The organism is Nocardia sp. NPDC058058 (assembly GCF_042885355.1).
Classification (GTDB): Bacteria; Actinomycetota; Actinomycetes; order Mycobacteriales; family Mycobacteriaceae; genus Nocardia.
Window position 1 is genome coordinate 1,033,783 of the sequence record NZ_JBHVSA010000001.1, and the last position, 22,009, is coordinate 1,055,791.

A 22,009-nucleotide genomic window follows, 5' to 3' on the forward strand; every position below is an offset into this window, starting at 1 on the left:
AGGGGAACCGGCCGAATTGCGTTGGTTTGCGTCAGGCGTTGTCGTACGCGTCCTGCAGGGTCTTGAGGTCGATCTTGGTCATGGTCCGCATCGCGGCGTTTACGGCCATCATGCGGGACGGTTCGGCTCCGCTCAGCAGGGCGGGGAGGCCGGAGGGGACGATCTGCCAGGAGAAGCCGTACTTGTCGGTGAGCCAGCCGCATGGGCCGGGCTCGCCTTCGGTGGTGAAGGCGGCCCACAGCCGATCGACCTCGTCCTGGCCGTCGACGACGACCTGCAGTGAGGCGGCATCGGTGAAGGTGTGGCCGGGGCCGCCGTTGAGCAGGGTCAGCGCGTGCCCGGCGAGTTCGAGGGTGACGACGAATGCCGTGCCGTCGGGGCCGCGGGAGATATCGAGGATGCGGGAGTCCGAGACGAGGCCGGTGTAGAACTCGGCGGCCTCCTCGGCCTGGTTGTCGAACCAGAGGAAGGTGTTGACGGTGGTGCTCATGATGGGCTCCTGAGGTGTTGGTGCGGTGCGTTCACCTACAGGTCGGAGCCAATCACGTCCCCTCGACGTATCCCCGGAGATCTCTCGAAAACTTTTTCGCGCCCCGGATCACTGCTTGTAGGTGGCCAGGAAGCGGCCGACGCGCTCGATGATCGCCTCCAGGTCATCGGCGTACGGCAGGGTGACGATCCGGAAGTGATCGGGGCGCGGCCAGTTGAAGCCGGTGCCCTGCACGATATGGATCTTCTCCTGGAGCAGCAGATCCAATACGAACTGCTCGTCATCGTGGATCGGGTACATATCGAGGTCGATGCGCGGGAACGCGTACAGCGCGCCCTTGGCCTTCACGCACGAGACGCCCGGAATCGTATTGAGCGCCTCCCACGCGCGATCACGCTGCTCACGCAGTCGGCCGCCGGGCAGGGTGAGATCGTAGATGCTCTGGTGCCCACCGAGCGCGGCCTGAATCGCTTGCTGCGCAGGCACATTCGCGCACAACCGCAGCCCCGCGAGCATGGTCAGCCCCTCGAGATAGTTCTGCGCGTGCTCGATCGGACCGGAGACCACCAGCCAGCCGGAGCGGAATCCGGCCGCGCGATAGGACTTCGACAGTCCGGAGAAGGTCAGCACCAGCAGATCGGGAGCGAGCGAGGCGGTGGCGGTGTGCTGCAGATCGTCGTAGAGGATCTTGTCGTAGATCTCATCGGAGAACACCACGAGGTTGTGCCGCCGCGCGACCTCGAGTACCTCGCGCACCACCTCGGGCGAATACACCGCTCCGGTCGGGTTATTGGGGTTGATCAGCACGATCGCGCGGGTGCGATCGGTGACCTTGGATTGGATATCGGCCACATCCGGAAACCAGTCCGAACCCTCATCGCAGATGTAGTGCACGGGCTTGCCGCCATTGAGCGCCGTGGCGGCGGTCCAGAGCGGGAAATCCGGTGCGGGAACCAGGACTTCGTCCCCGTTCTCCAGCAGCGCCGTCATCGCCATCATGATGAGCTCGGACACGCCGTTGCCGAGGAACACCTCTTCGACATCGACCCCCGTCACCCCGAGCGTCTGGTAGTACTGCACCACCGCGCGCCGCGCCGAGAGCAGCCCCTTCGATGACGAGTACCCGCTGGAAACTGGCAGGTTCCGCACCATGTCGTGCAGCAGTTCCGCAGGCGCCTCGAACCCGAAGGGCAGCGGGTTGCCGGTATTGAGCTTCACCACATGATGACCCTCCGCCTCCAGCCGTGCCGCATGCTCAGCCACCGGCCCGCGGATCTCATACGACACACCCGACAGCTTGCTCGACTGCTTGACCTGCATGGAAGTCCCTTCTGAATGCGCTTGCGGCATACCTTACTTGGAAATTCCAAGTTTGCACTTTGTTTTTCCAAGTTAGAAGTTACAGTAGACCCGTGCCCCGCCGAAGCTACGACCACTACTGCGCCGTCAGCCGCGCCCTCGACATAGTCGGCGACCGCTGGAACCTCCTGATCGTCCGCGAACTCTGTTCCGGCCCCCGCCGCTACAGCGACCTGTTCGCCGACCTCCCCGGCATCAGCACCGACGTCCTGGCCGCCCGCCTCAAGGAACTCGAACGCGACAACATCCTCACCCGGGGCAAAGCCGGCCCCCGCGCCGCCACCGCGCTGTACGAACTCACCCCCACCGGCATGGCCCTGCGCCCCGCACTGGACGCGCTGTCCGATTGGGGCACAGCCCATCTCGGCGACCGCCGCCCCACCGACGCGGTACGCGCCCACTGGTTCGCCCTCCCCCTGGGCCGCGCGATCGCCCGGATCCTGCCCGCGGGAACGGCCACCGTGCACATCGGCGAGACCGTGCTGCACTATGAGGTAACCGAGAACGGCATCACCCATCACGACGGCCCCGCTGCCGCCTCGGATCTGGAGTTGCACCTCGATCTGGCCACCGCCACCGAAGTGGCAACGGGGGCAAGAACTCTCACGGAGGAGATGTCACGGTAATGCGGGCGATAGTGGTCGAGACCCCCGGACCGGCGGAGGCGTTGCGCACCGCCGAGATCGCCGAACCCGCTCCGGGCGCGGGTGAGCTGGTCATCGAAGTGGCCTATGCCGGAGTCGGTTTCGTCGACACACTGTTTCGCTCCGGGGTTTTCGATCTCCCCGCGCCGTCGGTGCCGGGGTTGGAGATCACCGGCCGCGTGCATCGGGTCGGGGCGGGTGTCGCCGGTTTCCATCCCGGACAGCGGGTGGCCGCGCTGCTCAATGACTTCGGCCGGGGACCGCGGGCGGGTGGGTATGCCGAATTCGCGGTCGCGCACAGCAGCATGGTGATTCCGCTGCCCGCCGATGCCGATTTGGCGATGACGGCCGCGGTGCTGATCAACGGTGTCACCGCGTGGATGGCGCTGCATGATCTCGCTCGCGTCGATACTTCGGACAGCGTGCTGGTACTGGGTGGTGGCGGGGTCGGTGCCATGACTCGGCGATTGGCCGAGATCAGCCCGGTGGGAACGGTTATCGCGGTGGCGAGTGGTAGGGCGAAGGCGCTCGACAAGCCCGGGACGTGGATCCACCTGACCCCCGCAGATCTGCTGGAGCGGACGGTCGGCGAGGTGACCGGCGGACGCGGGGTCGATGTGGTGGTCGACGCGGTCGGCGGTGAGCTGCGCACGCGGGCGTGGGAGCTGCTCGCGCCGTTCGGTCGGCACGTCATCCTGGGTAATGCCAGTGGGGACGATCCGGTGGTATCCACCGATTCGGCCTGGCACGGCACCCGCCAGCTGATGGGTCTGAGTTTGGGCGGTGTCGCGCATCGGATTCCGGATCGCATCCGGACGGTGCTCGCCGCGGTGGCCGATCTCGCGCACCGCGGAATTCTGGTGCAGAACGGTCTGGCGGTGGTTCCGCTGGATGAGGTCGCCGAGGTGCATCGCGCGCTCGAACAGCGGACCGCGCCGCCGAAGACCGTTCTGGCCGTATCCGACTTCTCAGCCGTGTAGGTAGCGGACCAGGTGTTCGCGTTCGGTTTCCAGTTCGGAGATTTGGCTTTTCACTACGTCGCCGATGCTGACTATTCCGACCATGAGGCCGTCCTGGAGGACGGGGAGGTGGCGGACGCGGTGTTCGGTCATGGTTTCGTTGAGGGATTCGACGCGGTCCTCGGGTGCGCAGGTGTGTACCACCGCGGTCATGATCTCCGATGTCGGACGGTCGAGTAGGCCGGCGCCGATGCTGTGTAGGCGGCGGACCACATCGCGTTCGGAGGCGATGCCGACAATGTGCTCACCATCGTCGGACACCACCACCGCGCCGACATTCTTCTCGGCCAACACTCTGATCAATTCCCGCACTGTTGCATCGGGTGCAACAGTGACCACATCGGGCCCCTTGCGACGCAGGATTTCGGAGATTCGCATATGCCACCGCCAATTGCTCGAACCATCGATGCCTCTCAGGATGGCGCGTTCACGAGCGAGTGAACAGCAACGTTTTGTGCGTCGAAACCTAACTGGCAGACAGTGCATCCAGCGCGGCTTCGACGGCGCGATGGAATGTGGGGTAGGCGAAGATCATTCGGCGGAAAGTACTGGTCGGCACCTTCGCGTGCACCGCGAGAGTCAATACGGCGAGAACTTCGCCGCCGTCAGGCCCCACTGACGTGGCTCCGACCAGAATGCCGCGATCCGCGTCTTCGACGAGTTTGATGAAACCCGCATTACCGGTCTTGTGCAGCCAGCCGCGGGTGGAATTCGGCAGTTCGGTGAAACCGGTGCGGACATTCAGACCCGCCTTGCGCGCCTGGGCTTCGGTCATACCCACACCGCCGATTTCCGGATCGGTGAAGGTGACATGCGCGACCGCGTGATATTCGGCGGTTTCATCGGAATCGCCGAGAATATCGCCCGCCGCGATGCGCGAGTGGTACATCGACATATGGGTGAAGGCGCCGTGACCCACCACATCGCCGATGGCCCAGACGCCCTCGGCGGCGCGCAGGCGCTCATCCACGGTGATGCTGTGCGCGGATTCATCCAGCCCGATGGCCCCGATGCCCAAGGCGGACAAATCGATTCGACGGCCGGTGGCGATCAACAACTGCTGGGCGCTGACCGGATCGCCGCTGTCGAGCTCGACCGTGAATCGCGAACCGTCATGGCTGACCGCCGTGCCGTGGCCGCTGTGCACCGCGATGCCCTCGGATTCGAAGACCTGCGCCAGCAACTCACCCGCTTCCGGTTCGTTCTGCGGCACCAGATGACTGGCGATCACGGTGACCTTCGCACCGAAGCGCGAGAACACCTGCGCGAACTCGACTCCCACCGGACCGCCGCCCATGACGATGAGCGATTCGGGCACCTCGGTGACCGCGACGGCTTCGCGATTGGTCCAGTACGGAGTTTCGGCAAGACCGGGCAGCGGTGGAACCTGCGGCGAGGTACCGGGATTCAGCACGATCGCCCGGCCCGCCCGAAAGACCCGATCGCCGTCCGAGGTCGCGACGGTGACTTCGCCGGGTGCGCTGATCCGGCCCCAGCCGCGCACGAAGTGGCCGCCCGCCTTCTCGAATTTCACGACCGCGGCGGTGTCATCCCAGTTGTCGGTGATCTCATCGCGAATCCGCTCGGCGACCGGCGTCCAATCCGGTGTCACCACAGCCGATCCCGCGAGTTCGCCCACCCGCCGCGCCTCGGCCAGCGCCCCGGCCGCGCGCACCATCGCCTTGGTCGGAACGCACGCGTAGTACGGGCATTCACCGCCGACGAGCCGACCGTCGACACCGATGACATTCAGCCCGGCGCGCACCAGCCGCGTCGCCAGATCCTCACCGCCCGGCCCCATTCCGATCACGACTACATCCACGGCTTCGGCAGGCATGGCTCCTCTTTCGTTCGGCGGCGGTCCCGTCCGACGTTAATGCGCTCGTGCACTTGGCAACACCTGCCCCGCCGACTCGTCCCGGTCCGGTAATACTTCGGCGGGCCCGCCCCATCCGCCGGAGTTTCGTCGCGACGCGCGGAGGGATTCCGGCGAACCTGCCACCAGCACTCATACCTAACCCGTACCATCCGGTGCGTGGCCGAACCGAAGCGTCCCGCCGCGTTGCGGGTTCTCGTATACAGCAGTGACGCCGATACTCGGAGGCAGGTGATGCTGGCTCTGGGCAGACGCCCCGATCCGGCCCTGCCCCCGATCGAATACATCGAGGTGGCCACCGGTCCGATTGTCATCGAGCGCATGGACGCCCGTGAGCTCGACGTGGCCATTCTGGACGGCGAATCCGCGCCGACCGGTGGCCTGGGCCTGGCCAAACAGTTGAAGGACGAGATCGCGGACTGCCCGCCGATCGTGGTCCTGACCGGCCGCCCGGATGATGTGTGGCTGGCGAACTGGTCGCGGGCCGAGGCCGCGGTATCGCATCCGCTCGATCCGATCCGGTTGACCGACGCCGTGCTCGGCGTACTCCGGAACCGTTCCGCGGCCTGATCTTTCCGCTCCCCGTCACCTGGGGAAATCTGTGTCACGTGACATTCGCGATTCCGTCGAATCGGTCATGAAAGACCGTTCCGAATTCGATCAAACACCGTCGCGAAACGTCATGTATGTTCTCGTCTGAGTTGTAGGCTGTGCCGTAGCTCACACGAGCGCGGGCCCCGGTATCAATGAAGCCGCCGCGTCAGTCCCCCGAAGTCCGCGCCCTCGACGAGTGGTGCCCTGGTGTGACTGGCCCGGCAGACAACGATGTCAGCCCGCCTCGGCAGCTGCCGTCCACACGCGTCAGTCCGCAGGAGGGGTAGTGCTGTTGTGAATATCGAGGTGCCGACGCTTGTCCTCGGCGCGGTAGCAGCCGCGTTCGGGGTGTTCTCCGTTCTGCTTGCGGCCATGATCGGCCCCAAGCGCTATAACCGCGCCAAACTCGAAGCGTACGAGTGCGGTATCGAGCCGACCCCGCACGCCGTCGGCGGCGGTCCGGGAAATGGTGCGGGACAACGCTTTCCGGTGAAGTACTACCTCACCGCCATGTTGTTCATCATCTTCGACATCGAAATCGTCTTCCTCTACCCGTGGGCTGTGCATTTCGATTCGCTCGGCCTGTTCGGGCTGGCGGCGATGGCGCTGTTCATCTTCAACGTCTCGGTGGCCTACGCCTACGAGTGGAGGCGAGGCGGGCTCAGCTGGGACTGAGCCGCACACAGGGGATTCCAACCAGAACACCTCGCCCCGTGCGGGGTGTTCCGATCCGGGAGATGTAGTTCGACATGGGTCTCGAGGAGAAACTGCCCAGCGGATTCCTGCTGAGCACGGTGGAAGATTTGGCCGGCTATCTGCGCAAGAGTTCGCTGTGGCCCGCGACATTCGGCTTGGCCTGCTGCGCGATCGAGATGATGGCAACGGGCGGTGGGCGTTTCGATATCGCCCGCTTCGGTATGGAGGCGTTCCGCGCCTCGCCGCGCCAGGCCGATCTGATGATCGTCGCCGGACGGGTGAGCCAGAAGATGGCCCCCGTCCTGCGCCAGGTCTACGACCAGATGACCGAACCGAAATGGGTGCTGGCCATGGGTGTGTGCGCATCCTCGGGCGGCATGTTCAACAACTACGCCGTCGTGCAGGGTGTGGATCACATCGTGCCGGTGGACATCTACCTGCCCGGCTGCCCGCCGCGCCCGGAGATGCTGTTGAACGCGATCCTGAAGCTGCACGAGAAGATTCAGGAAATGCCGCTCGGCGTCAATCGTGAGGAAGCCGTGCGCGCCGCCGAGGCCGCCGCCCTCGCCAGCCCCACCACCATTCAGATGAAGGGGCTGTTGCGATGACGTTCGATGGTCCGACCGGCACCGAAAGCCCTCCGGAGGAAGCCGTGAAAGCACCCGGGGAATCCAATCAGGCGCCCGAGCCCGAACCGGTGGCCGAACAGCTCGCCGCAGGCGAAATCGAGCCCACGCCAACCGAATCCGCCGCACCGGCGGATGAGGTCATCGGCGTGCGCAAGGGCATGTTCGGTGTCACCGGTACCGGCGACACCTCCGGCTACGGCCGCCTGGTGCGCACGATCAGCCTGCCCGGCGGCAGCGCGCCGCCCTACGGCGGCTACTTCGACGAGTTGGTCGCCGTGCTGCACGACGCGCTCGCGGGTACGCAGAGCCGTTTCGAGGACGCCATCGAGAAGATCATCGTCTTCCGTGACGAACTCACCCTGCACGTGCGGCGCGAGCACCTGCCGGTGGTGGCGCTGACGCTGCGCAATCACGAGGCCCTGCGCTTCGAACTGTGCCTGGGCGTGAACGGCGCGCACTTCCCCGAGGACGCCGGACGCGAATTGCACGCGGTGTATCACCTGAACTCCATCACACACAATCGCCGTGTGCGCCTGGAGGTTTCGGTACCCGACGCCGATCCGCACCTGCCCTCGCTCTACTCCGTGTACCCCACCACGGATTGGCACGAGCGCGAGACCTATGACTTCTTCGGCATCCTGTTCGACGGTCACCCGTCGCTGACCAGGATTTCGATGCCCGACGACTGGCGCGGTCACCCCCAGCGCAAGGACTACCCGCTGGGCGGGATCCCGGTCGAGTACAAGGGTGCGCGTATCCCGCCGCCCGACGAGCGGAGGGCGTACCACTAATGCACGACACAGACATCGAACGTCCCCAGACCGGCGAGCGCCCCGAGCGCGTCATCACCGTCGGCGGCAATGACTGGGACGAGATCTCCGCCGCCCTCGATGGGGCCGCCGAGGAACGCATAGTCGTGAATATGGGCCCACAGCACCCCAGTACACACGGGGTGCTGCGTCTGATTCTGGAGATCGAGGGCGAGACGGTCACCGAGGCCCGCTGCGGCATCGGCTACCTGCACACCGGTATCGAGAAGAATCTCGAATACCGCAGCTGGGTGCAGGGCGTCACCTTCGTCACGCGCATGGACTACCTGTCGCCGTTCTTCAATGAGACGGCGTACTGCCTGGGCGTGGAGAAGCTGCTCGGCATCACCGACGATATTCCCGAGCGCGCCAGCGTCATTCGCGTCATGCTCATGGAGCTCAACCGCATCTCCTCGCATCTGGTGGCCCTGGCCACCGGCGGTATGGAGCTGGGCGCGCTCACGCCCATGCTGTTCGGCTTCCGCGAGCGCGAACTGATCCTGGACGTCTTCGAGAACATCACCGGTCTGCGCATGAATCACGCCTACGTCCGGCCCGGCGGCGTCTCGCAGGACCTGCCCGACGACGGCGTCGCCAAGGTGCGCGAACTGCTGGACCTGCTCCCCAAGCGCCTGCGGGATATGGAACTTCTCCTCAACGAGAACCCGATCTGGAAGGCCCGCACCCGCAATGTCGGCATTCTGGATCTGACCGGTTGTATGGCGCTGGGCATCACCGGCCCGGTGCTGCGCTCGACCGGACTCCCCCACGATCTGCGCAAGGCCCAGCCGTACTGCGGTTACGAGACATACGAATTCGATGTCCAGACCGATACCGGCTGCGACTGCTACGGCCGCTACCTCATCCGTGTCAACGAGATGAAGGAGTCGCTCAAGATCGTCGAACAGTGCCTGGACAAACTGCGACCGGGCCCGATCATGGTGGCGGACAAGAAGATCGCATGGCCTGCCGATTTGCAGCTGGGGCCGGACGGCCTGGGCAATTCGCCGCAGCACATCGGCAAGATCATGGGCACCTCCATGGAAGCGCTGATCCACCACTTCAAACTGGTGACCGAGGGGCTGCGCATTCCACCCGGCCAGGTGTACACGGCCGTCGAATCACCGCGCGGTGAGCTCGGCGTGCACATGATCAGCGACGGCGGCACCCGGCCGTACCGGGTGCACTACCGCGACCCCTCGTTCACGAATCTGCAAGCGGTGGCGGCGATGTGCGAGGGCGGGCTGCTCGCCGACGTCATCGCCGCGGTGGCCAGTATCGATCCGGTTATGGGTGGTGTTGATCGATGACAGAGATTCTGCTCAATCTGACCGTGCGCCCCATCCCGTATCCGCAGGAGGTGCACGACCGGCTCCAGTTGGAGGCCAAGGAGATCATCGCGCGGTATCCGCATCCGCGTTCGGCACTGCTTCCCCTGCTGCATCTCGTGCAATCGGTGGAGAGCTATGTCTCGGGCACCGGCATCGAATTCTGCGCCGAGCAACTGGGATTGACCGATGCCGAGGTGACCGCGGTCGCCACCTTCTACTCCATGTACCGGCGCGGGCGCACCGGCGACTACCACGTCGGGGTGTGCACCAACACGCTGTGCGCGGTCATGGGCGGCGATGAGATCTTCGGAGAACTGAAGCGGCACTTGGGGATCAAGCACGGTGAGACCACCGCCGACGGCGCGGTCACGCTGGAGCACATCGAGTGCAACGCGGCGTGCGATTACGCACCCGTTGTCATGGTGAATTGGGAGTTCTTCGACAACCAGACGCCGGAATCGGCTCGCGGCCTGGTGGATTCGCTGCGCAAGGGTGATCAGGTGACGGGTTCGCGCAGCGGTATCCCGCTGTGCACCTTCCGCGAGACGGCACGCATTCTCGCGGGCTACCCGGATGCGCGCCCCGGTGCCACCGATGGCGCACCCGGACCCGCCACCCTCGCGGGTCTGCATGCGGCCGAACAGGATTCGAACGGAGGCGGGAAGTGACGCAGACCCAGGCCGCCCCGCGCGGACTGACACCGGTGCTGTCCAAGTACTGGGGTGAACCCGATTCCTGGACCCTGACGGCGTATCGCAGCCAGGGCGGTTACCGCGGTCTGCCCAAGGCACTGCGCATGCAGCCCGACGAGGTCATCGCCACCGTCAAGGACTCCGGTCTGCGCGGTCGCGGCGGCGCGGGCTTCCCGACCGGTATGAAGTGGGGTTTCATTCCGCAGGGCCCCGGCCCGGACGGGGTGAGCAAACCGCACTACCTGGTGGTCAATGCCGATGAGTCGGAACCGGGTACCTGCAAGGACATTCCGCTCATGCTGGCGAGCCCGCACACCCTCATCGAGGGCGTCATCATCGCCTCCTACGCGATTCGCGCCTCGCACGCGTTCATCTACGTGCGCGGTGAGGTCGTGACGGTGCTGCGGCGTTTGCAGGCGGCGGTCGAACAGGCCTATGCCGCAGGGTATCTCGGCGAGAACATCCAGGGCTCGGGCTACAGCCTCGATATCGTCGTGCACGCCGGTGCGGGCGCGTACATCTGCGGTGAGGAAACCGCGCTGCTGGATTCCCTGGAAGGCCGTCGCGGTCAGCCGCGCCTGCGTCCGCCGTTCCCGGCCGTGGCTGGTCTGTACGCCTGCCCGACCGTGGTCAACAATGTGGAATCCATTGCCTCCGTGCCGTCCATCCTCGCCAATGGCGTGGATTGGTTCCGGTCTTTCGGCAGCGAGAAGTCGCCGGGGTTCACTCTCTACTCGCTCTCGGGTCACGTGACGCGACCGGGGCAGTATGAGGCGGCCCTCGGAATCACGCTGCGCGAGTTGCTGACTCACGCCGGCGGCGTCCGCGCTGGCCACACCCTGAAGTTCTGGACCCCGGGCGGATCCTCCACCCCGATCTTCACCGACGAGCACCTCGACGTCCCCCTCGACTACGAGGGTGTCGCCGCCGCGGGTTCGATGCTCGGCACCAAGGCATTGCAGATCTTCGACGACACCACCTGCGTGGTGCGCGCCGTGCTGCGCTGGACCGAGTTCTACGCCCACGAATCCTGCGGTAAGTGCACCCCCTGCCGCGAGGGCACGTACTGGCTGGTCCAACTGCTCGATCGACTGGAGAAGGGCACCGGTCACGAGACCGACCTGGACAAGCTCATGGATATCGCCGACAACATCAACGGCAAATCCTTCTGCGCCCTCGGCGACGGCGCGGCGAGCCCGATCTTCTCCTCCCTCAAGTACTTCCGCGACGAGTACGTCGAGCACATCCGCCTCGGCGCATGCCCGTTCGACCCGGCCCGGTCCACCGCCTGGGCGCAAGGAGAGCGATGACCGCGATAGCCAATTCCAATGCCAGCGGAGTCACGCCCACCGATATGGTGAGCGTGATCATCGACGGCACCACGGTTTCCGTGCCGGTGGGGACGCTGGTGATCCGTGCGGCCGAGCTGATCGGCGTGCAGATCCCGCGTTTCTGCGATCACCCGCTGCTCGATCCGGTCGGCGCGTGCCGCCAGTGCCTGGTCGAGGTGGAGGGCCAGCGTAAGCCGGTTGCCTCCTGCACCCAGACGGTGGCCGAGGGCATGGTGATTCACACCCAGATGTCCTCGCCTGCCGCGGAGAAGGCACAGGAGGGTGTGATGGAGCTGCTGCTCATCAATCACCCCCTGGACTGCCCGGTGTGCGATAAGGGCGGCGAATGCCCGTTGCAGAATCAGGCCATGTCCACCGGGCGGGCCGAATCGCGATTCGACGGTGAGAAGCGGACCTATCCCAAGCCGATTCCGCTGTCCTCGGCGATTCTGCTGGACCGCGAGCGCTGCGTGCTGTGTGCGCGCTGTACCCGCTTCTCCCAGCAGGTTGCCGGTGATCCGTTCATCGAACTGATGGATCGCGGTGCGCTGCAACAGGTCGGGATCGCCGCCGGGGAGCCGATGGACTCCTACTTCTCCGGCAATACCGTGCAGATCTGCCCGGTGGGCGCGCTCACCGGCAGCACCTACCGCTTCCGGGCGCGGCCCTTCGATCTGGTGTCCAGCCCGGCGGTGTGCGAGCACTGTGCCTCCGGCTGTGCCCAGCGCACCGATCATCGGCGCGGAAAGGTCATGCGCCGCTTGGCCGGTGACGATCCGCAGGTGAACGAGGAATGGAACTGCGATAAGGGCCGGTTCGCCTTCCAGTACGCGACCGAGCGGGATCGGCTCACCACCCCGCTGGTGCGCACTTGGGACGGCACCCTGCAACCCGCCTCGTGGTCCGAGGCCATCGCGCACGCCGCGCGTGGGCTGGCCGCGGCGCGCGGCAACGCGGGTGTGCTGGTCGGCGGGCGCGTCACCCTGGAGGACGCGTACGCGTACTCCAAGTTCGCGCGAGTCGGGCTGGCCACCAACGATATCGACTTCCGATCCCGGGAACATTCGGCGGAGGAGGCGGACTTCCTGGCGGCACGTGTTGCCGGACAAGGCATCACGGTCGATTACGCCGCGCTGGAACGTGCCCCGATCGTATTGCTCATCGGCTTCGAAGCCGAAGAGGAATCGCCGATGGTTTACGTGCGATTGCGCAAGGCCGCCCGCAAGAACGGCACCGAGGTCTATTCGCTCGCGCCGTACACCTCGCGCGGTTTGCAGCGCATGAACGGCACCCTGCTGCCCACCACCCCCGGTGGGGAACCGCATCTGCTGGAAGCCATTCGCACCGGCGAAACCGATTCCGTCGCAGTGGCTCCCGGCCATCTGCACCATATCGCCACCATGCTGCGTGAGCCCGGTGCGCTCATCCTGGTCGGTGAGCGGCTCGGCGGAATCCCCGGCGGCGTATCCGCCGCCGCCCGCCTCGCCGATGACACCGGGGCCGCGCTGGCGTGGATCCCGCGCCGTGCCGGTGAGCGTGGCGCGCTCGAAGCGGGCGCGCTGCCCGTGCTGCTCCCGGGTGGCCGCCCGGTCGCGGATCCCGTTGCGCGGCACCAGCTCATCGACGCCTGGGGCGTGGACGAGCTGCCGATGAATCCGGGTCGCGATACCGCCGCCATCCTGGCCGCCGCGCCGACGCTGGGCGCACTGCTCATCGGCGGTGTCGAGGTCGGCGATATGCCGGATCCGCATGCCGCGCTGGCCGCCATCGACGCCGCGAGTTTCGTTGTGAGCCTGGAACTTCGGGCCAGCGATATCAGTGAGCGCGCCGATGTGGTGTTCCCGGTGGCCTCGGCCATGGAGAAGGCGGGCACCTTCCTCACCTGGGAGGGCAGGCACCGCCAGTTCGATGCCGCCCTGCGCGATTCCACCGTGCGCCGCGAGGCCGCGCCCATGCCGGAACATCGGGTGCTGGACGCCATCGCACAGGAGATGGGCATTCGCCTCGGCCTGCCCGATGTCTCCAGTGCCCGTGCGGAATTGGCGGATCTGGGTGCGTGGGACGGTCCAGCCGCCCCTACCCCGGCGCATCGTCCGCAGCCGATCGCCCAGCCCACCTCGGGCACCGCGATCCTGTCCGCGTGGCGCATGCTCATCGACCGCGGACGGTTGCAGGACGGTGAGCCCAACCTGGCGGGCACCGCCCGGACGCCGGTGGTGCGGCTCTCGCACGTCACCGCGGCCGAAATCGGCGCCACCACGGGCGATCCGGTGACGGTCGGCAACGATCACGGTCATATCACCCTCCCGCTGGTCATCACCGACATGCCGGACCGGGTCGTATGGCTGCCCATGAATTCCCCCGGGGCCGATGTGCTGGTGCAGCTCGGCACCACACCCGGCCACCTCGTGCGCATCCGTCGGGAGGACCACCGTGAGTGAGCTCGTATCGATGTGGGCGGCCACGGTGCCCCAGGCCGCGGGGCCGGCACCGGCCGCCGGCACGCTGAGCGTGTTCGGCCACGATCCGTGGTGGCTGGTGCTGATCAAATCGATCGGCATCTTCGTCTTCCTGCTGCTGATCCCGATGCTCGCGGTGTACGCCGAACGAAAGATCGTGGCGTTCATGCAGATGCGCGTCGGCCCCAACCGGGTCGGCCCGCGCGGATCACTGCAATCGATCGCCGACGGCGTGAAGATGCTCCTCAAAGAGGACATCATCCCGGCCATCGTGGATAAGCCGATCTTCATTCTCGCGCCGATCATTTCGCTGATCCCGGCCGTGATGGCGTTCGCGGTGATCCCGTTCGGCCCCGAGGTGTCCATGTTCGGACATCGCACGCCGTTGCAGCTCACCGATATGCCGGTGGGTGTGCTCTACGTCCTGGCCATGGCCTCGGTGGGCGTGTACGGAATCGTGTTGGCGGGCTGGGCTTCCGGGTCCACCTACCCGCTGCTGGGCGGGCTGCGCTCCACCGCGCAGGTGATCTCCTACGAGATCGCCATGGCGCTGTGCTTCGCGGCGGTGTTTCTGCTCTCGGGCTCGATGGCCACCTCGGATATCGTGCGCGCGCAGTTCGGCACCTGGTACGTCTTCCTGCTGCTGCCGTCGTTCCTGATCTACGCGGTGTCCATGGTCGGTGAGACCAACCGCGCGCCCTTCGACCTCCCCGAGGCCGAGGGCGAACTGGTCGGCGGTTTCCACACCGAATACTCCTCGCTCAAGTTCGCCATGTTCATGATGGCCGAATACATCAACATGGCAACGGTTTCCGCGCTGGCCACCACGCTGTTCTTCGGCGGCTGGCACGCGCCGTTCCCGATCAGCCTGTGGGCGGGCGCGAACACCGGCTGGTGGCCCATGCTGTGGTTCACCGCCAAGGTGTGGGGCTTCCTGTTCGTCTTCATCTGGTTGCGCGGCACGCTGCCGCGTCTGCGCTACGACCAGTTCATGAATCTCGGTTGGAAGCTGTTGATCCCGGTATCGCTGGCGTGGGTCATGTACGTGGCCACGCTGCGGGCGCTGCAGAACGAGGGCATTCACGTCCAGACGCCGGGCATGATCATCGGCGGCATCGTCATCGCGGCACTGCTGCTCGGATTGGTGCTCAAGGCCGGTCACGCGGGCGATGATCGGAACAAGGCCGCGCCGGATGCCGATGCGACAACGGCGTATTCGGACTTCCCGGTACCGCCGATGCCCGCCGAGGCGAGCGCGCCGGTGCAGAAGCCCGGTCTGCTGGAGCCGCTCGGTGGCTTCTATGTCACCGCCGCGACCATGTTCAAGAAGCCGAACACCGAGCTGTACCCGGAGGTCAAGACTCCGACCCAGCCGCGCTATCACGGTCGGCACCAGCTCAATCGGCATCCGGACGGACTCGAGAAGTGCATCGGCTGCGAGCTGTGCGCGTGGGCCTGCCCGGCGGACGCGATCTTCGTCGAAGGCGCGGACAACACCGAGGAAGAGCGTTTCTCACCCGGTGAGCGCTACGGCCGCGTCTACCAGATCAACTACCTGCGCTGCATCGGCTGCGGCCTGTGCATCGAGGCGTGCCCGACGCGGGCGCTGACCATGACCAACGAGTACGAGCTGGCCGATGACAATCGCGCCGACCTCATTCTCGAGAAGAAGAATCTGCTCGCGCCGATGGAGCCGGGTATGGCCCCCGCACCGCACGCCATGTATCCGGGTGCGGACGAGGGCTCCTACTACCGCGGTGAAGTCCCCGGTGCGCCAAGCGAACTCGCTGGCGTAGAAGGAGGGAAGAAGTAGTGCTCTCGCTCCTGGCCCAGCCTGCCCCGCAGCTGGTCACGCACACCTCCACCGGTGAGGCCGTGCAGTTCTGGATTCTCTCGGTGGTCGCGGTGGCGGGCGCGCTCGGCATGGTGTGCGCCCGCAAGGCCGTGCACTCCGCGCTCTGCCTGGCCGCCACCATGATCACGCTCTCGGCGTTCTACATCGCCCAGAACGCGCTGTTCCTTGGCATCGTGCAGATCGTCGTCTACACCGGCGCGGTCATGATGCTGTTCCTGTTCGTGCTCATGCTGGTCGGTGTCGACTCCTCGGAATCGCTGCGCGAGACGTTGCGCGGGCAGCGGATCGCCGTGCTGATCGTCGGCATCGGCTTCGGCATGCTGGTCATCGCCGCGGTCGCCCGCGGTATGAACGAGACCAGCGTGGCCGAGACCGGTCCGGGACTGGGCGGTAACGACGCCATCGGCGCGCTCGCCGAACTGCTGTTCGTGCGCTACGTGTGGGCGTTCGAGCTGACCGGTTCGCTGCTCATCACCGCCACCATCGGCGCGATGGTGCTCGCGCACCGGGAGAAGTTCGGACCGCGCACCGATCAGCGCACGCTGTCCAAGGAACGCTTCCGGGACGGTAAGCGGGTCACGCCGCTGCCGACGCCCGGCGTGTACGCCCGCCACAATGCCGTCGACGCCCCGGCTCGACTGCCGGACGGCTCCTTCGAGGAGCTCTCGGTCAGCAGCATTCTGCGGCATCGCCGCAATCGCGCCCATGAGGAAGCCGTGGTGCGGACCGTCGGCAACGGCGGTGCCCACGCATCGAGCGGCGAAGACGGCAACGATTCTCCCGAGGAAGGCTTGCGGTGAACCCGGACAACTATCTGTATCTCTCCGCCCTGCTCTTCACCATCGGCGCCGCCGGAGTCCTGGTGCGGCGCAACGCGATCGTGGTGTTCATGTGCATCGAGCTCATGCTCAATGCGGTCAACCTGGCCTTCGTCACCTTCGCCCGGCTGCACGCCAATCTGGACGGGCAGGTGTTCGCCTTCTTCACCATGGTGGTCGCCGCCGCCGAGGTCGTGGTCGGCCTGGCCATCATCATGACCATCTTCCGTGCCCGCCGCTCGACCTCGGTCGACGATGCGAATCTGCTGCGGTACTGACATGGACACTGCGCAGATGATGCTGTGGCTGCTGCCCGCGCTGCCCCTCGCGGGCGCTGTATTCCTGCTGCTCATGGGACGATTCAGCGATAAGTGGGGGCATATCGTCGGAACCGCTTTGGCGCTTGGCTCTTTCGGGGTCGCGGTGTGGGCGTTCTCCGAAATGCTCGGTCGTTCCGATGCGACGCGGGCGGTGCACTACAACCTGTTCAGCTGGGTGCCGGTCACCGGGCTGAAGGTCGATGCCGCACTGCAATTGGATCAGCTGTCGATGTGCTTCGCGCTGCTGATCACCGGTGTGGGATCGCTCATTCACATCTATTCGATCGGGTACATGGCGCACGATGAGGGTCGGCGGCGGTTTTTCGCCTATCTGAATCTGTTCCTGGCCGCGATGCTGGTGCTGGTGCTCGCGGACAACTTCCTGGTGCTGTATCTGGGCTGGGAAGGCGTGGGTCTGGCGTCGTATCTGCTGATCGGGTTCTGGTACCACAAGCCTTCGGCCGCAACGGCTGCCAAGAAGGCGTTCGTGGTGAACCGCGTCGGTGATATGGGTCTGGCCATCGCGTTGATGATCATGTTCGCGACGTTCGGGAGCATCGATTTCCGGACCGTGTTCGGGGCGGCCTCGCAGGCCAGCGACGGAACCCTCACGGCCATCGGGCTTTTGCTGTTGCTGGGTGCCTGCGGTAAGTCCGCTCAGGTGCCGCTGCAAGCCTGGCTCGGGGACGCGATGGAGGGTCCGACACCTGTCTCGGCGCTCATCCACGCGGCCACCATGGTCACCGCCGGTGTGTACCTGATCGCGCGGTCCAATCCGATCTTCGATCTCGCCCCGGGCGCGCAGGCCGCCGTAATGGCCGTCGGCGCAGTCACTTTGCTTTACGGCGCGATCATCGGCTGTGCCAAGGACGACATCAAGAAGGCCCTCGCGGCTTCCACCATGAGCCAGATCGGTTACATGATTCTCGCCGCGGGCCTCGGCCCGGTCGGATACGCGGCGGCCATCATGCATCTGCTCACGCACGGATTCTTCAAGGCCGGACTGTTCCTCGGCGCGGGCTCGGTCATGCACGCCATGAACGATGAGACCGATATGCGGCGGTACGGCGGACTGCGCAAACTGCTGCCGATCACCTACGTGACCTTCGGGCTCGGCTACCTCGCCATTCTCGGTGTGCCGCCGTTCGCGGGGTTCTTCTCCAAGGATCGGATCATCGAGGCGGCGTTCGCGCATGGCGGATTCGGCGGCATCATCACCGGGCTCGCGGCGCTCGCCGGTGCGGGTATCACCGCGTTCTACATGACCCGGGTCATGCTGCTCACGTTCTTCGGTGAGAAGCGCTGGAAGGAAGGCACTCATCCGCATGAGTCGCCCGCTTCCATGACCGGGCCGATGATCCTGCTGGCCTTCGGTTCCGTCGCCTCGGGCGCACTGCTGGCTTACGGTTCGTCGCTCCAGAACTGGCTGGCTCCCGTGGTCGGCACCCATCACGGCGAACCGATCATCCCGGTGTGGGCCATCACCTTCTTCGCGCTGGCCGTGGTCGCGGCGGGCGTATGGGTGGCCTACGACCAGTACTCCGCGCATCCGGTGCCCGAAACCGCCCCTGCCGGAACGCCGCTCACCGCGGCAGCGCGCCAGGATCTCTACGGTGACGCGTTCAACGAGGCCGCGTTCATGCGCCCGGGCCAGCATCTGACCCGTTCGCTGGTCTTCGTCGACAACCGCGGAATCGACGGTCTGGTCAACACCACCGCCGCCATTATCGGCGGCCTGTCCGCCCGAGTCCGGCGCGTGCAGACCGGTTTCGTGCGCTCGTACGCCCTGTCCATGTTCACCGGCGCGGCACTGGTGGCCGCCGCCCTGCTGGCGGTGAGGTTGTTTTGAGTGACTTTCCCTGGCTGACGACGCTCTGGGCGGTTCCGCTCGTCGGAGCCGCGCTGGTGCTGTTCTTCCCCGCCGCCTGGCGCACCGGAGCGCGATCGTTCGCGCTCGCGGTGTCGGTCGGCACGCTCGGGGTGGCGATCTGGCTGGCCACCCAGTTCGAAGCCGGTGGGGCGCAATACCAATTCGTGGAATCGCGGGAGTGGATTCCGGCGTTCGGGGCGGGCTACACACTCGGCATGGACGGCATCGCACTGGTGCTGGTGCTGCTCACCGCCGGACTGATGCCGCTGCTCATGCTCGCGGGCTGGCAGGACGAGCGCGAGGTCGGCAATGGGCCGCGGGTCGTGCACTACTACGTGGCGCTCATGCTGGTCGTGGAAGCCATGGTGCTGATTTCCTTTGTCTCGCTGGACATTCTGCTGTTCTACGTGTTCTTCGAGGTCATGCTGATCCCGATGTACTTCCTCATCGGCGGATTCGGTGCGCGCACCGGCGATCCGGCGATTCGGGCGCAGCGGTCCCGGGCCGCGGTGAAGTTCCTGCTGTACAACCTGTTCGGCGGGCTCATCATGCTGGCCGCGGTCATCGGACTGTATGTGCTGACCGCGCGGGAGAAGCTGGGCAGCAATGGCAGTGGCACCTTCGACTTCCGGACCGTTATGGAGGCCGCCAATTCCGGACAGCTCGGCGCCGGGCCGGTGGTGTTGAACGCGCTGTTCCTGGGCTTCATGTTCGCGTTCGCGGTGAAGGCTCCGCTGTGGCCGCTGCACACCTGGCTGCCGGATGCGGCCGTGGCCGCCACCCCGGCCAGCGCGGTGCTCATGATGGCGGTGGTCGACAAGGTCGGCACATTCGGCATGCTGCGCTACTGCCTGCTGCTGTTCCCCTCCGCCACAGCGACTTACGCGCCGGTGATCAGCGTGCTCGCGGTGATCGGCATCATCTACGGTGCGCTGCTGGCCATCGGGCAGACCGATGTGATGCGGTTGATCGCGTACACCTCGATCTCGCACTTCGGGTTCATCATTCTCGGCATCTTCGCGCTCACCACGCAGGGCGGGACCGGGGCGACGCTGTACATGGTCAATCACGGGATCTCCACCGCGGCGCTGTTCCTGATCGCGGGATTCCTGGTGTCGCGCAGGGGAACCCGGCTCATCGCCGAATACGGCGGGGTGCAGAAGGTCGCGCCGATTCTGGCGGGCACCTTCTTCATCTCCGGTCTGGCCACGCTGTCACTGCCCGGGCTCGCGCCCTTCATCAGTGAGTTCATGGTGTTGATCGGGACGTTCACCCGCTACCCGGTGGCGGCCATATTCGCTTCCACCGCACTGGTTCTCGCCGCCCTGTACATCCTGTGGATGTACCAGCGGATGATGACCGGGCCGGTGAAGAAGGGCAATGAGCGGCTCTACGATCTGCTGCCGCGCGAAATGCTGGTGGTCGCGCCGCTCATCATCGCGCTGCTGTTCCTGGGCGCGTACCCCAAGCCCGTGCTCGATCGCATCGATCCGGCGGTGGCGCGCACGCTCACCACGATCGGACAGCATGATCCGGCTCCGGCAGTGAAACCCGAAGCCGCCCAGACGTCTAGCGGAGGTGCTCACAAGTGAGTGCTACACCCCTGATCCTCGCCGCGGCCGTGCCCGCACCGAGTATCGAGTATCGCAATCTGTCTCCGATGTTGATCGTGTTCGGTGTGGCCGTGGTCGGGGTGCTGGTGGAGGCGTTCGCGCCAAGGGCATCCCGGTACGTGCTGCATATGGTGCTCGGGCTCGGCGGTATGGGTGTCGCGCTCGGCGCGGTCATCGGACTGCGGGGCACCAATTCGACCGCGGTGGTCGGCGCGGTCGCCATCGACGGTGTGACGCTGTTTCTCCAGGGCACGATCCTGGTGGTGTCCATTCTCGGACTGCTGCTGATCGCCGAACGGCGCGCGGATCGGATGCCGATTCACAAGGAGGGGCCGGGCACCTGGAGTCTGGCCGCCTCGCGCGGGGTGGACGCCTTCGCCCCGCAGGCGGCCGCCATGCCCGGCAGCTCCGATGAGATCGCCGCGACCAAGGCGGGCGTGTCGACCACCGAGGTCTTCCCGCTCACGCTGTTCGCGGTCGCCGGGCTGATGCTCTTCCCGGCCTCCAATGATCTGCTCACCATGTTCATTGCGCTGGAAGTGCTTTCGCTTCCGTTGTATCTGCTGTGCGGGCTGGCCCGCCGTCGGCGGTTGCTCTCGCAGGAAGCGGCGCTGAAGTACTTCCTGCTCGGCGCGTTCTCCTCGGCGTTCTTCCTCTACGGTATGGCGCTGCTCTACGGCTACGCCGGAACCGTGCGCATGGGCGGCATCGCCGACGCGGTGGCCCGCGACACCAGCAACTCGCACACCCTGGCCATTCTCGGTGTGGCCATGCTGGCGGTCGGCCTGCTCTTCAAGATCGGCGCGGTGCCCTTCCAGTCCTGGGTGCCCGACGTCTACCAGGGCGCACCGACCCCCATCACCGGATTCATGGCCGCCGCAACCAAAATCGCGGCCGTGGGCGCGATGCTGCGCGTGCTGTACGTGGCGGTCCCCGGCCTGCGCAACGATTGGCGTCCGATCCTGGCCGCCATCGCCATCGCGACCATGGTCGTCGGCGCGGTGCTGGCCATCACCCAGACCGATATGAAGCGCATGCTCGCCTATTCATCGGTGGCGCACGCGGGCTTCATCCTCACGGCCCTGGTGGCGGCCAACACCTCCGGCGTCTCCTCGGTCCTGTTCTACCTCGCCGTCTACGGCCTCGGCACCCTCGGCGCCTTCGCCGTGGTCAGCCTGGTCCGCGACGAAAACGGCGACGAGGCAACCGCATTGCCCGCCTGGGCAGGCATGGGCCGCCGCTCCCCCTGGCTCGCCACCATCTTCTCCCTCTTCCTCCTCTCCTTCGCCGGCATCCCCCTGACCAGCGGCTTCATCGCCAAATTCAGTGTCTTCGCCGCCGCCTCCTCCGGCGGCATGACCAGCCTGGTCATCGTCGGCGTCCTGAGCAGCGCCATCGCCGCCTTCTTCTACATCCGCGTCATCGTCCTAATGTTCTTCACCGACGCCCCGGCGACCGCCCCAACAGTCGTCTCCCCCACCCTCACAACAACGGTCATAGCCATGACCGCGGCAGCCACCCTCGTCCTCGGCATCTTCCCCCAGCCCCTGCTGGACCTGGCCGAACACGCAGCAACTTTCGCCCACTGACCCCGAAACCCCCAG

Annotated in this window: 20 protein-coding genes; 16 read left to right on the forward strand and 4 right to left on the reverse strand. The window is 66.0% G+C overall.

Going from position 1 to position 22,009, the window contains the following annotated elements; translation table 11 throughout:
- Positions 1–31 precede the first annotated feature (31 nt).
- On the reverse strand, positions 32–490 hold the full coding sequence (locus ACFVUS_RS04710; RefSeq protein ID WP_387761790.1) for a VOC family protein: 459 nt from the start codon (positions 488–490) through the stop codon (positions 32–34).
- Positions 491–598: 108 nt separating this feature from the next.
- On the reverse strand, positions 599–1,810 hold the full coding sequence (locus tag ACFVUS_RS04715) for a pyridoxal phosphate-dependent aminotransferase (protein WP_387761791.1): 1,212 nt from the start codon (positions 1,808–1,810) through the stop codon (positions 599–601).
- 92 nt (positions 1,811–1,902) lie between these two features.
- Between ACFVUS_RS04715 and ACFVUS_RS04720 the strand changes: the two genes are divergently transcribed.
- Positions 1,903–2,475 (forward strand): winged helix-turn-helix transcriptional regulator, encoded by a 573-nt coding sequence (locus ACFVUS_RS04720; protein ID WP_387761792.1) that lies wholly within the window; start codon positions 1,903–1,905, stop codon positions 2,473–2,475.
- The gene (locus ACFVUS_RS04725; RefSeq protein WP_387761793.1) at positions 2,475–3,473 is read left to right on the forward strand and encodes a zinc-binding alcohol dehydrogenase family protein; all 999 of its coding nucleotides are present in this window, start codon (positions 2,475–2,477) and stop codon (positions 3,471–3,473) included. Before ACFVUS_RS04720 ends, ACFVUS_RS04725 begins: the two co-directional genes overlap by 1 nt.
- On the opposite strand, the gene ACFVUS_RS04730 is transcribed toward ACFVUS_RS04725, so the two are convergent.
- On the reverse strand, positions 3,462–3,890 hold the full coding sequence (locus ACFVUS_RS04730; RefSeq protein WP_387761794.1) for a CBS domain-containing protein: 429 nt from the start codon (positions 3,888–3,890) through the stop codon (positions 3,462–3,464). The two genes, ACFVUS_RS04725 and ACFVUS_RS04730, sit on opposite strands and share 12 nt — an antisense overlap.
- 88 nt (positions 3,891–3,978) lie before the next feature.
- Positions 3,979–5,349 carry a dihydrolipoyl dehydrogenase family protein gene (locus ACFVUS_RS04735; RefSeq protein WP_387761795.1) on the reverse strand — a complete coding sequence of 457 codons (1,371 nt, stop codon included), beginning with the start codon at positions 5,347–5,349 and terminating at the stop codon, positions 3,979–3,981.
- Between the two features lie 198 nt (positions 5,350–5,547).
- Here ACFVUS_RS04735 and ACFVUS_RS04740 point away from each other — a divergent pair, with 198 nt between their 5' ends.
- The 14 genes from ACFVUS_RS04740 to nuoN all read left to right on the forward strand — a co-directional run bounded on the left by ACFVUS_RS04740 (position 5,548) and on the right by nuoN (position 21,994).
- Positions 5,548–5,958 carry a hypothetical protein gene (locus ACFVUS_RS04740; RefSeq protein WP_387761796.1) on the forward strand — a complete coding sequence of 137 codons (411 nt, stop codon included), beginning with the start codon at positions 5,548–5,550 and terminating at the stop codon, positions 5,956–5,958.
- 318 nt (positions 5,959–6,276) lie between these two features.
- Entirely contained in the window at positions 6,277–6,657 is a 381-nt protein-coding gene (locus ACFVUS_RS04745) for an NADH-quinone oxidoreductase subunit A (RefSeq protein WP_364634516.1), read from the forward strand.
- Between the two features lie 74 nt (positions 6,658–6,731).
- Positions 6,732–7,286 (forward strand): NADH-quinone oxidoreductase subunit B family protein, encoded by a 555-nt coding sequence (locus tag ACFVUS_RS04750; protein WP_330180717.1) that lies wholly within the window; start codon positions 6,732–6,734, stop codon positions 7,284–7,286.
- Entirely contained in the window at positions 7,283–8,098 is an 816-nt protein-coding gene (locus tag ACFVUS_RS04755) for an NADH-quinone oxidoreductase subunit C (protein ID WP_387761798.1), read from the forward strand. Before ACFVUS_RS04750 ends, ACFVUS_RS04755 begins: the two co-directional genes overlap by 4 nt.
- On the forward strand, positions 8,098–9,426 hold the full coding sequence (nuoD, locus tag ACFVUS_RS04760) for an NADH dehydrogenase (quinone) subunit D (RefSeq protein ID WP_387761800.1): 1,329 nt from the start codon (positions 8,098–8,100) through the stop codon (positions 9,424–9,426). Before ACFVUS_RS04755 ends, nuoD begins: the two co-directional genes overlap by 1 nt.
- Positions 9,423–10,115 (forward strand): NADH-quinone oxidoreductase subunit NuoE, encoded by a 693-nt coding sequence (gene nuoE, locus ACFVUS_RS04765; RefSeq protein ID WP_387761801.1) that lies wholly within the window; start codon positions 9,423–9,425, stop codon positions 10,113–10,115. The genes nuoD and nuoE overlap by 4 nt, the downstream gene beginning before the upstream one ends.
- Positions 10,112–11,449, forward strand: coding sequence for an NADH-quinone oxidoreductase subunit NuoF (gene nuoF / locus ACFVUS_RS04770; protein ID WP_387761802.1), 1,338 nt, complete (start codon positions 10,112–10,114; stop codon positions 11,447–11,449). Before nuoE ends, nuoF begins: the two co-directional genes overlap by 4 nt.
- Positions 11,446–13,911, forward strand: coding sequence for an NADH-quinone oxidoreductase subunit G (locus tag ACFVUS_RS04775; protein ID WP_387761803.1), 2,466 nt, complete (start codon positions 11,446–11,448; stop codon positions 13,909–13,911). The genes nuoF and ACFVUS_RS04775 overlap by 4 nt, the downstream gene beginning before the upstream one ends.
- 10 nt (positions 13,912–13,921) lie before the next feature.
- Positions 13,922–15,742, forward strand: a complete 1,821-nt coding sequence (gene nuoH / locus ACFVUS_RS04780; RefSeq protein WP_387765400.1) for an NADH-quinone oxidoreductase subunit NuoH — start codon at positions 13,922–13,924, stop codon at positions 15,740–15,742.
- Positions 15,742–16,584 carry an NADH-quinone oxidoreductase subunit J gene (locus ACFVUS_RS04785; protein WP_387761804.1) on the forward strand — a complete coding sequence of 281 codons (843 nt, stop codon included), beginning with the start codon at positions 15,742–15,744 and terminating at the stop codon, positions 16,582–16,584. The genes nuoH and ACFVUS_RS04785 overlap by 1 nt, the downstream gene beginning before the upstream one ends.
- Positions 16,581–16,880: an NADH-quinone oxidoreductase subunit NuoK gene (gene nuoK, locus ACFVUS_RS04790; protein ID WP_067563639.1), complete on the forward strand. Its 300-nt coding sequence runs from the start codon at positions 16,581–16,583 to the stop codon at positions 16,878–16,880. The genes ACFVUS_RS04785 and nuoK overlap by 4 nt, the downstream gene beginning before the upstream one ends.
- 19 nt (positions 16,881–16,899) lie before the next feature.
- A complete protein-coding gene (nuoL, locus tag ACFVUS_RS04795; protein WP_387765402.1) occupies positions 16,900–18,771 on the forward strand; it encodes an NADH-quinone oxidoreductase subunit L in 1,872 nt (623 codons plus the stop codon).
- A complete protein-coding gene (locus ACFVUS_RS04800) occupies positions 18,768–20,384 on the forward strand; it encodes an NADH-quinone oxidoreductase subunit M (protein WP_387761805.1) in 1,617 nt (538 codons plus the stop codon). The genes nuoL and ACFVUS_RS04800 overlap by 4 nt, the downstream gene beginning before the upstream one ends.
- Positions 20,381–21,994: an NADH-quinone oxidoreductase subunit NuoN gene (gene nuoN / locus ACFVUS_RS04805; protein ID WP_387761806.1), complete on the forward strand. Its 1,614-nt coding sequence runs from the start codon at positions 20,381–20,383 to the stop codon at positions 21,992–21,994. The genes ACFVUS_RS04800 and nuoN overlap by 4 nt, the downstream gene beginning before the upstream one ends.
- The last annotated feature ends 15 nt before the right edge of the window (positions 21,995–22,009 follow it).

Bases quoted from the DNA above. Each gene is read 5' to 3' on its own strand.
- ACFVUS_RS04775 (WP_387761803.1), top strand. From the start codon at position 11,446: ATGACCGCGATAGCCAATTCCAATGCCAGCGGAGTCACGCCCACCGAT.
- ACFVUS_RS04735 (WP_387761795.1), bottom strand. From the start codon at position 5,349: ATGCCTGCCGAAGCCGTGGATGTAGTCGTGATCGGAATGGGGCCGGGC.
- ACFVUS_RS04710 (WP_387761790.1), bottom strand. From the start codon at position 490: ATGAGCACCACCGTCAACACCTTCCTCTGGTTCGACAACCAGGCCGAG.
- ACFVUS_RS04730 (WP_387761794.1), bottom strand. From the start codon at position 3,890: ATGCGAATCTCCGAAATCCTGCGTCGCAAGGGGCCCGATGTGGTCACT.
- nuoE (WP_387761801.1), top strand. From the start codon at position 9,423: ATGACAGAGATTCTGCTCAATCTGACCGTGCGCCCCATCCCGTATCCG.
- ACFVUS_RS04725 (WP_387761793.1), top strand. From the start codon at position 2,475: ATGCGGGCGATAGTGGTCGAGACCCCCGGACCGGCGGAGGCGTTGCGC.
- ACFVUS_RS04755 (WP_387761798.1), top strand. From the start codon at position 7,283: ATGACGTTCGATGGTCCGACCGGCACCGAAAGCCCTCCGGAGGAAGCC.
- ACFVUS_RS04750 (WP_330180717.1), top strand. From the start codon at position 6,732: ATGGGTCTCGAGGAGAAACTGCCCAGCGGATTCCTGCTGAGCACGGTG.
- nuoL (WP_387765402.1), top strand. From the start codon at position 16,900: ATGCTGTGGCTGCTGCCCGCGCTGCCCCTCGCGGGCGCTGTATTCCTG.
- ACFVUS_RS04715 (WP_387761791.1), bottom strand. From the start codon at position 1,810: ATGCAGGTCAAGCAGTCGAGCAAGCTGTCGGGTGTGTCGTATGAGATC.
- nuoH (WP_387765400.1), top strand. From the start codon at position 13,922: ATGTGGGCGGCCACGGTGCCCCAGGCCGCGGGGCCGGCACCGGCCGCC.
- nuoD (WP_387761800.1), top strand. From the start codon at position 8,098: ATGCACGACACAGACATCGAACGTCCCCAGACCGGCGAGCGCCCCGAG.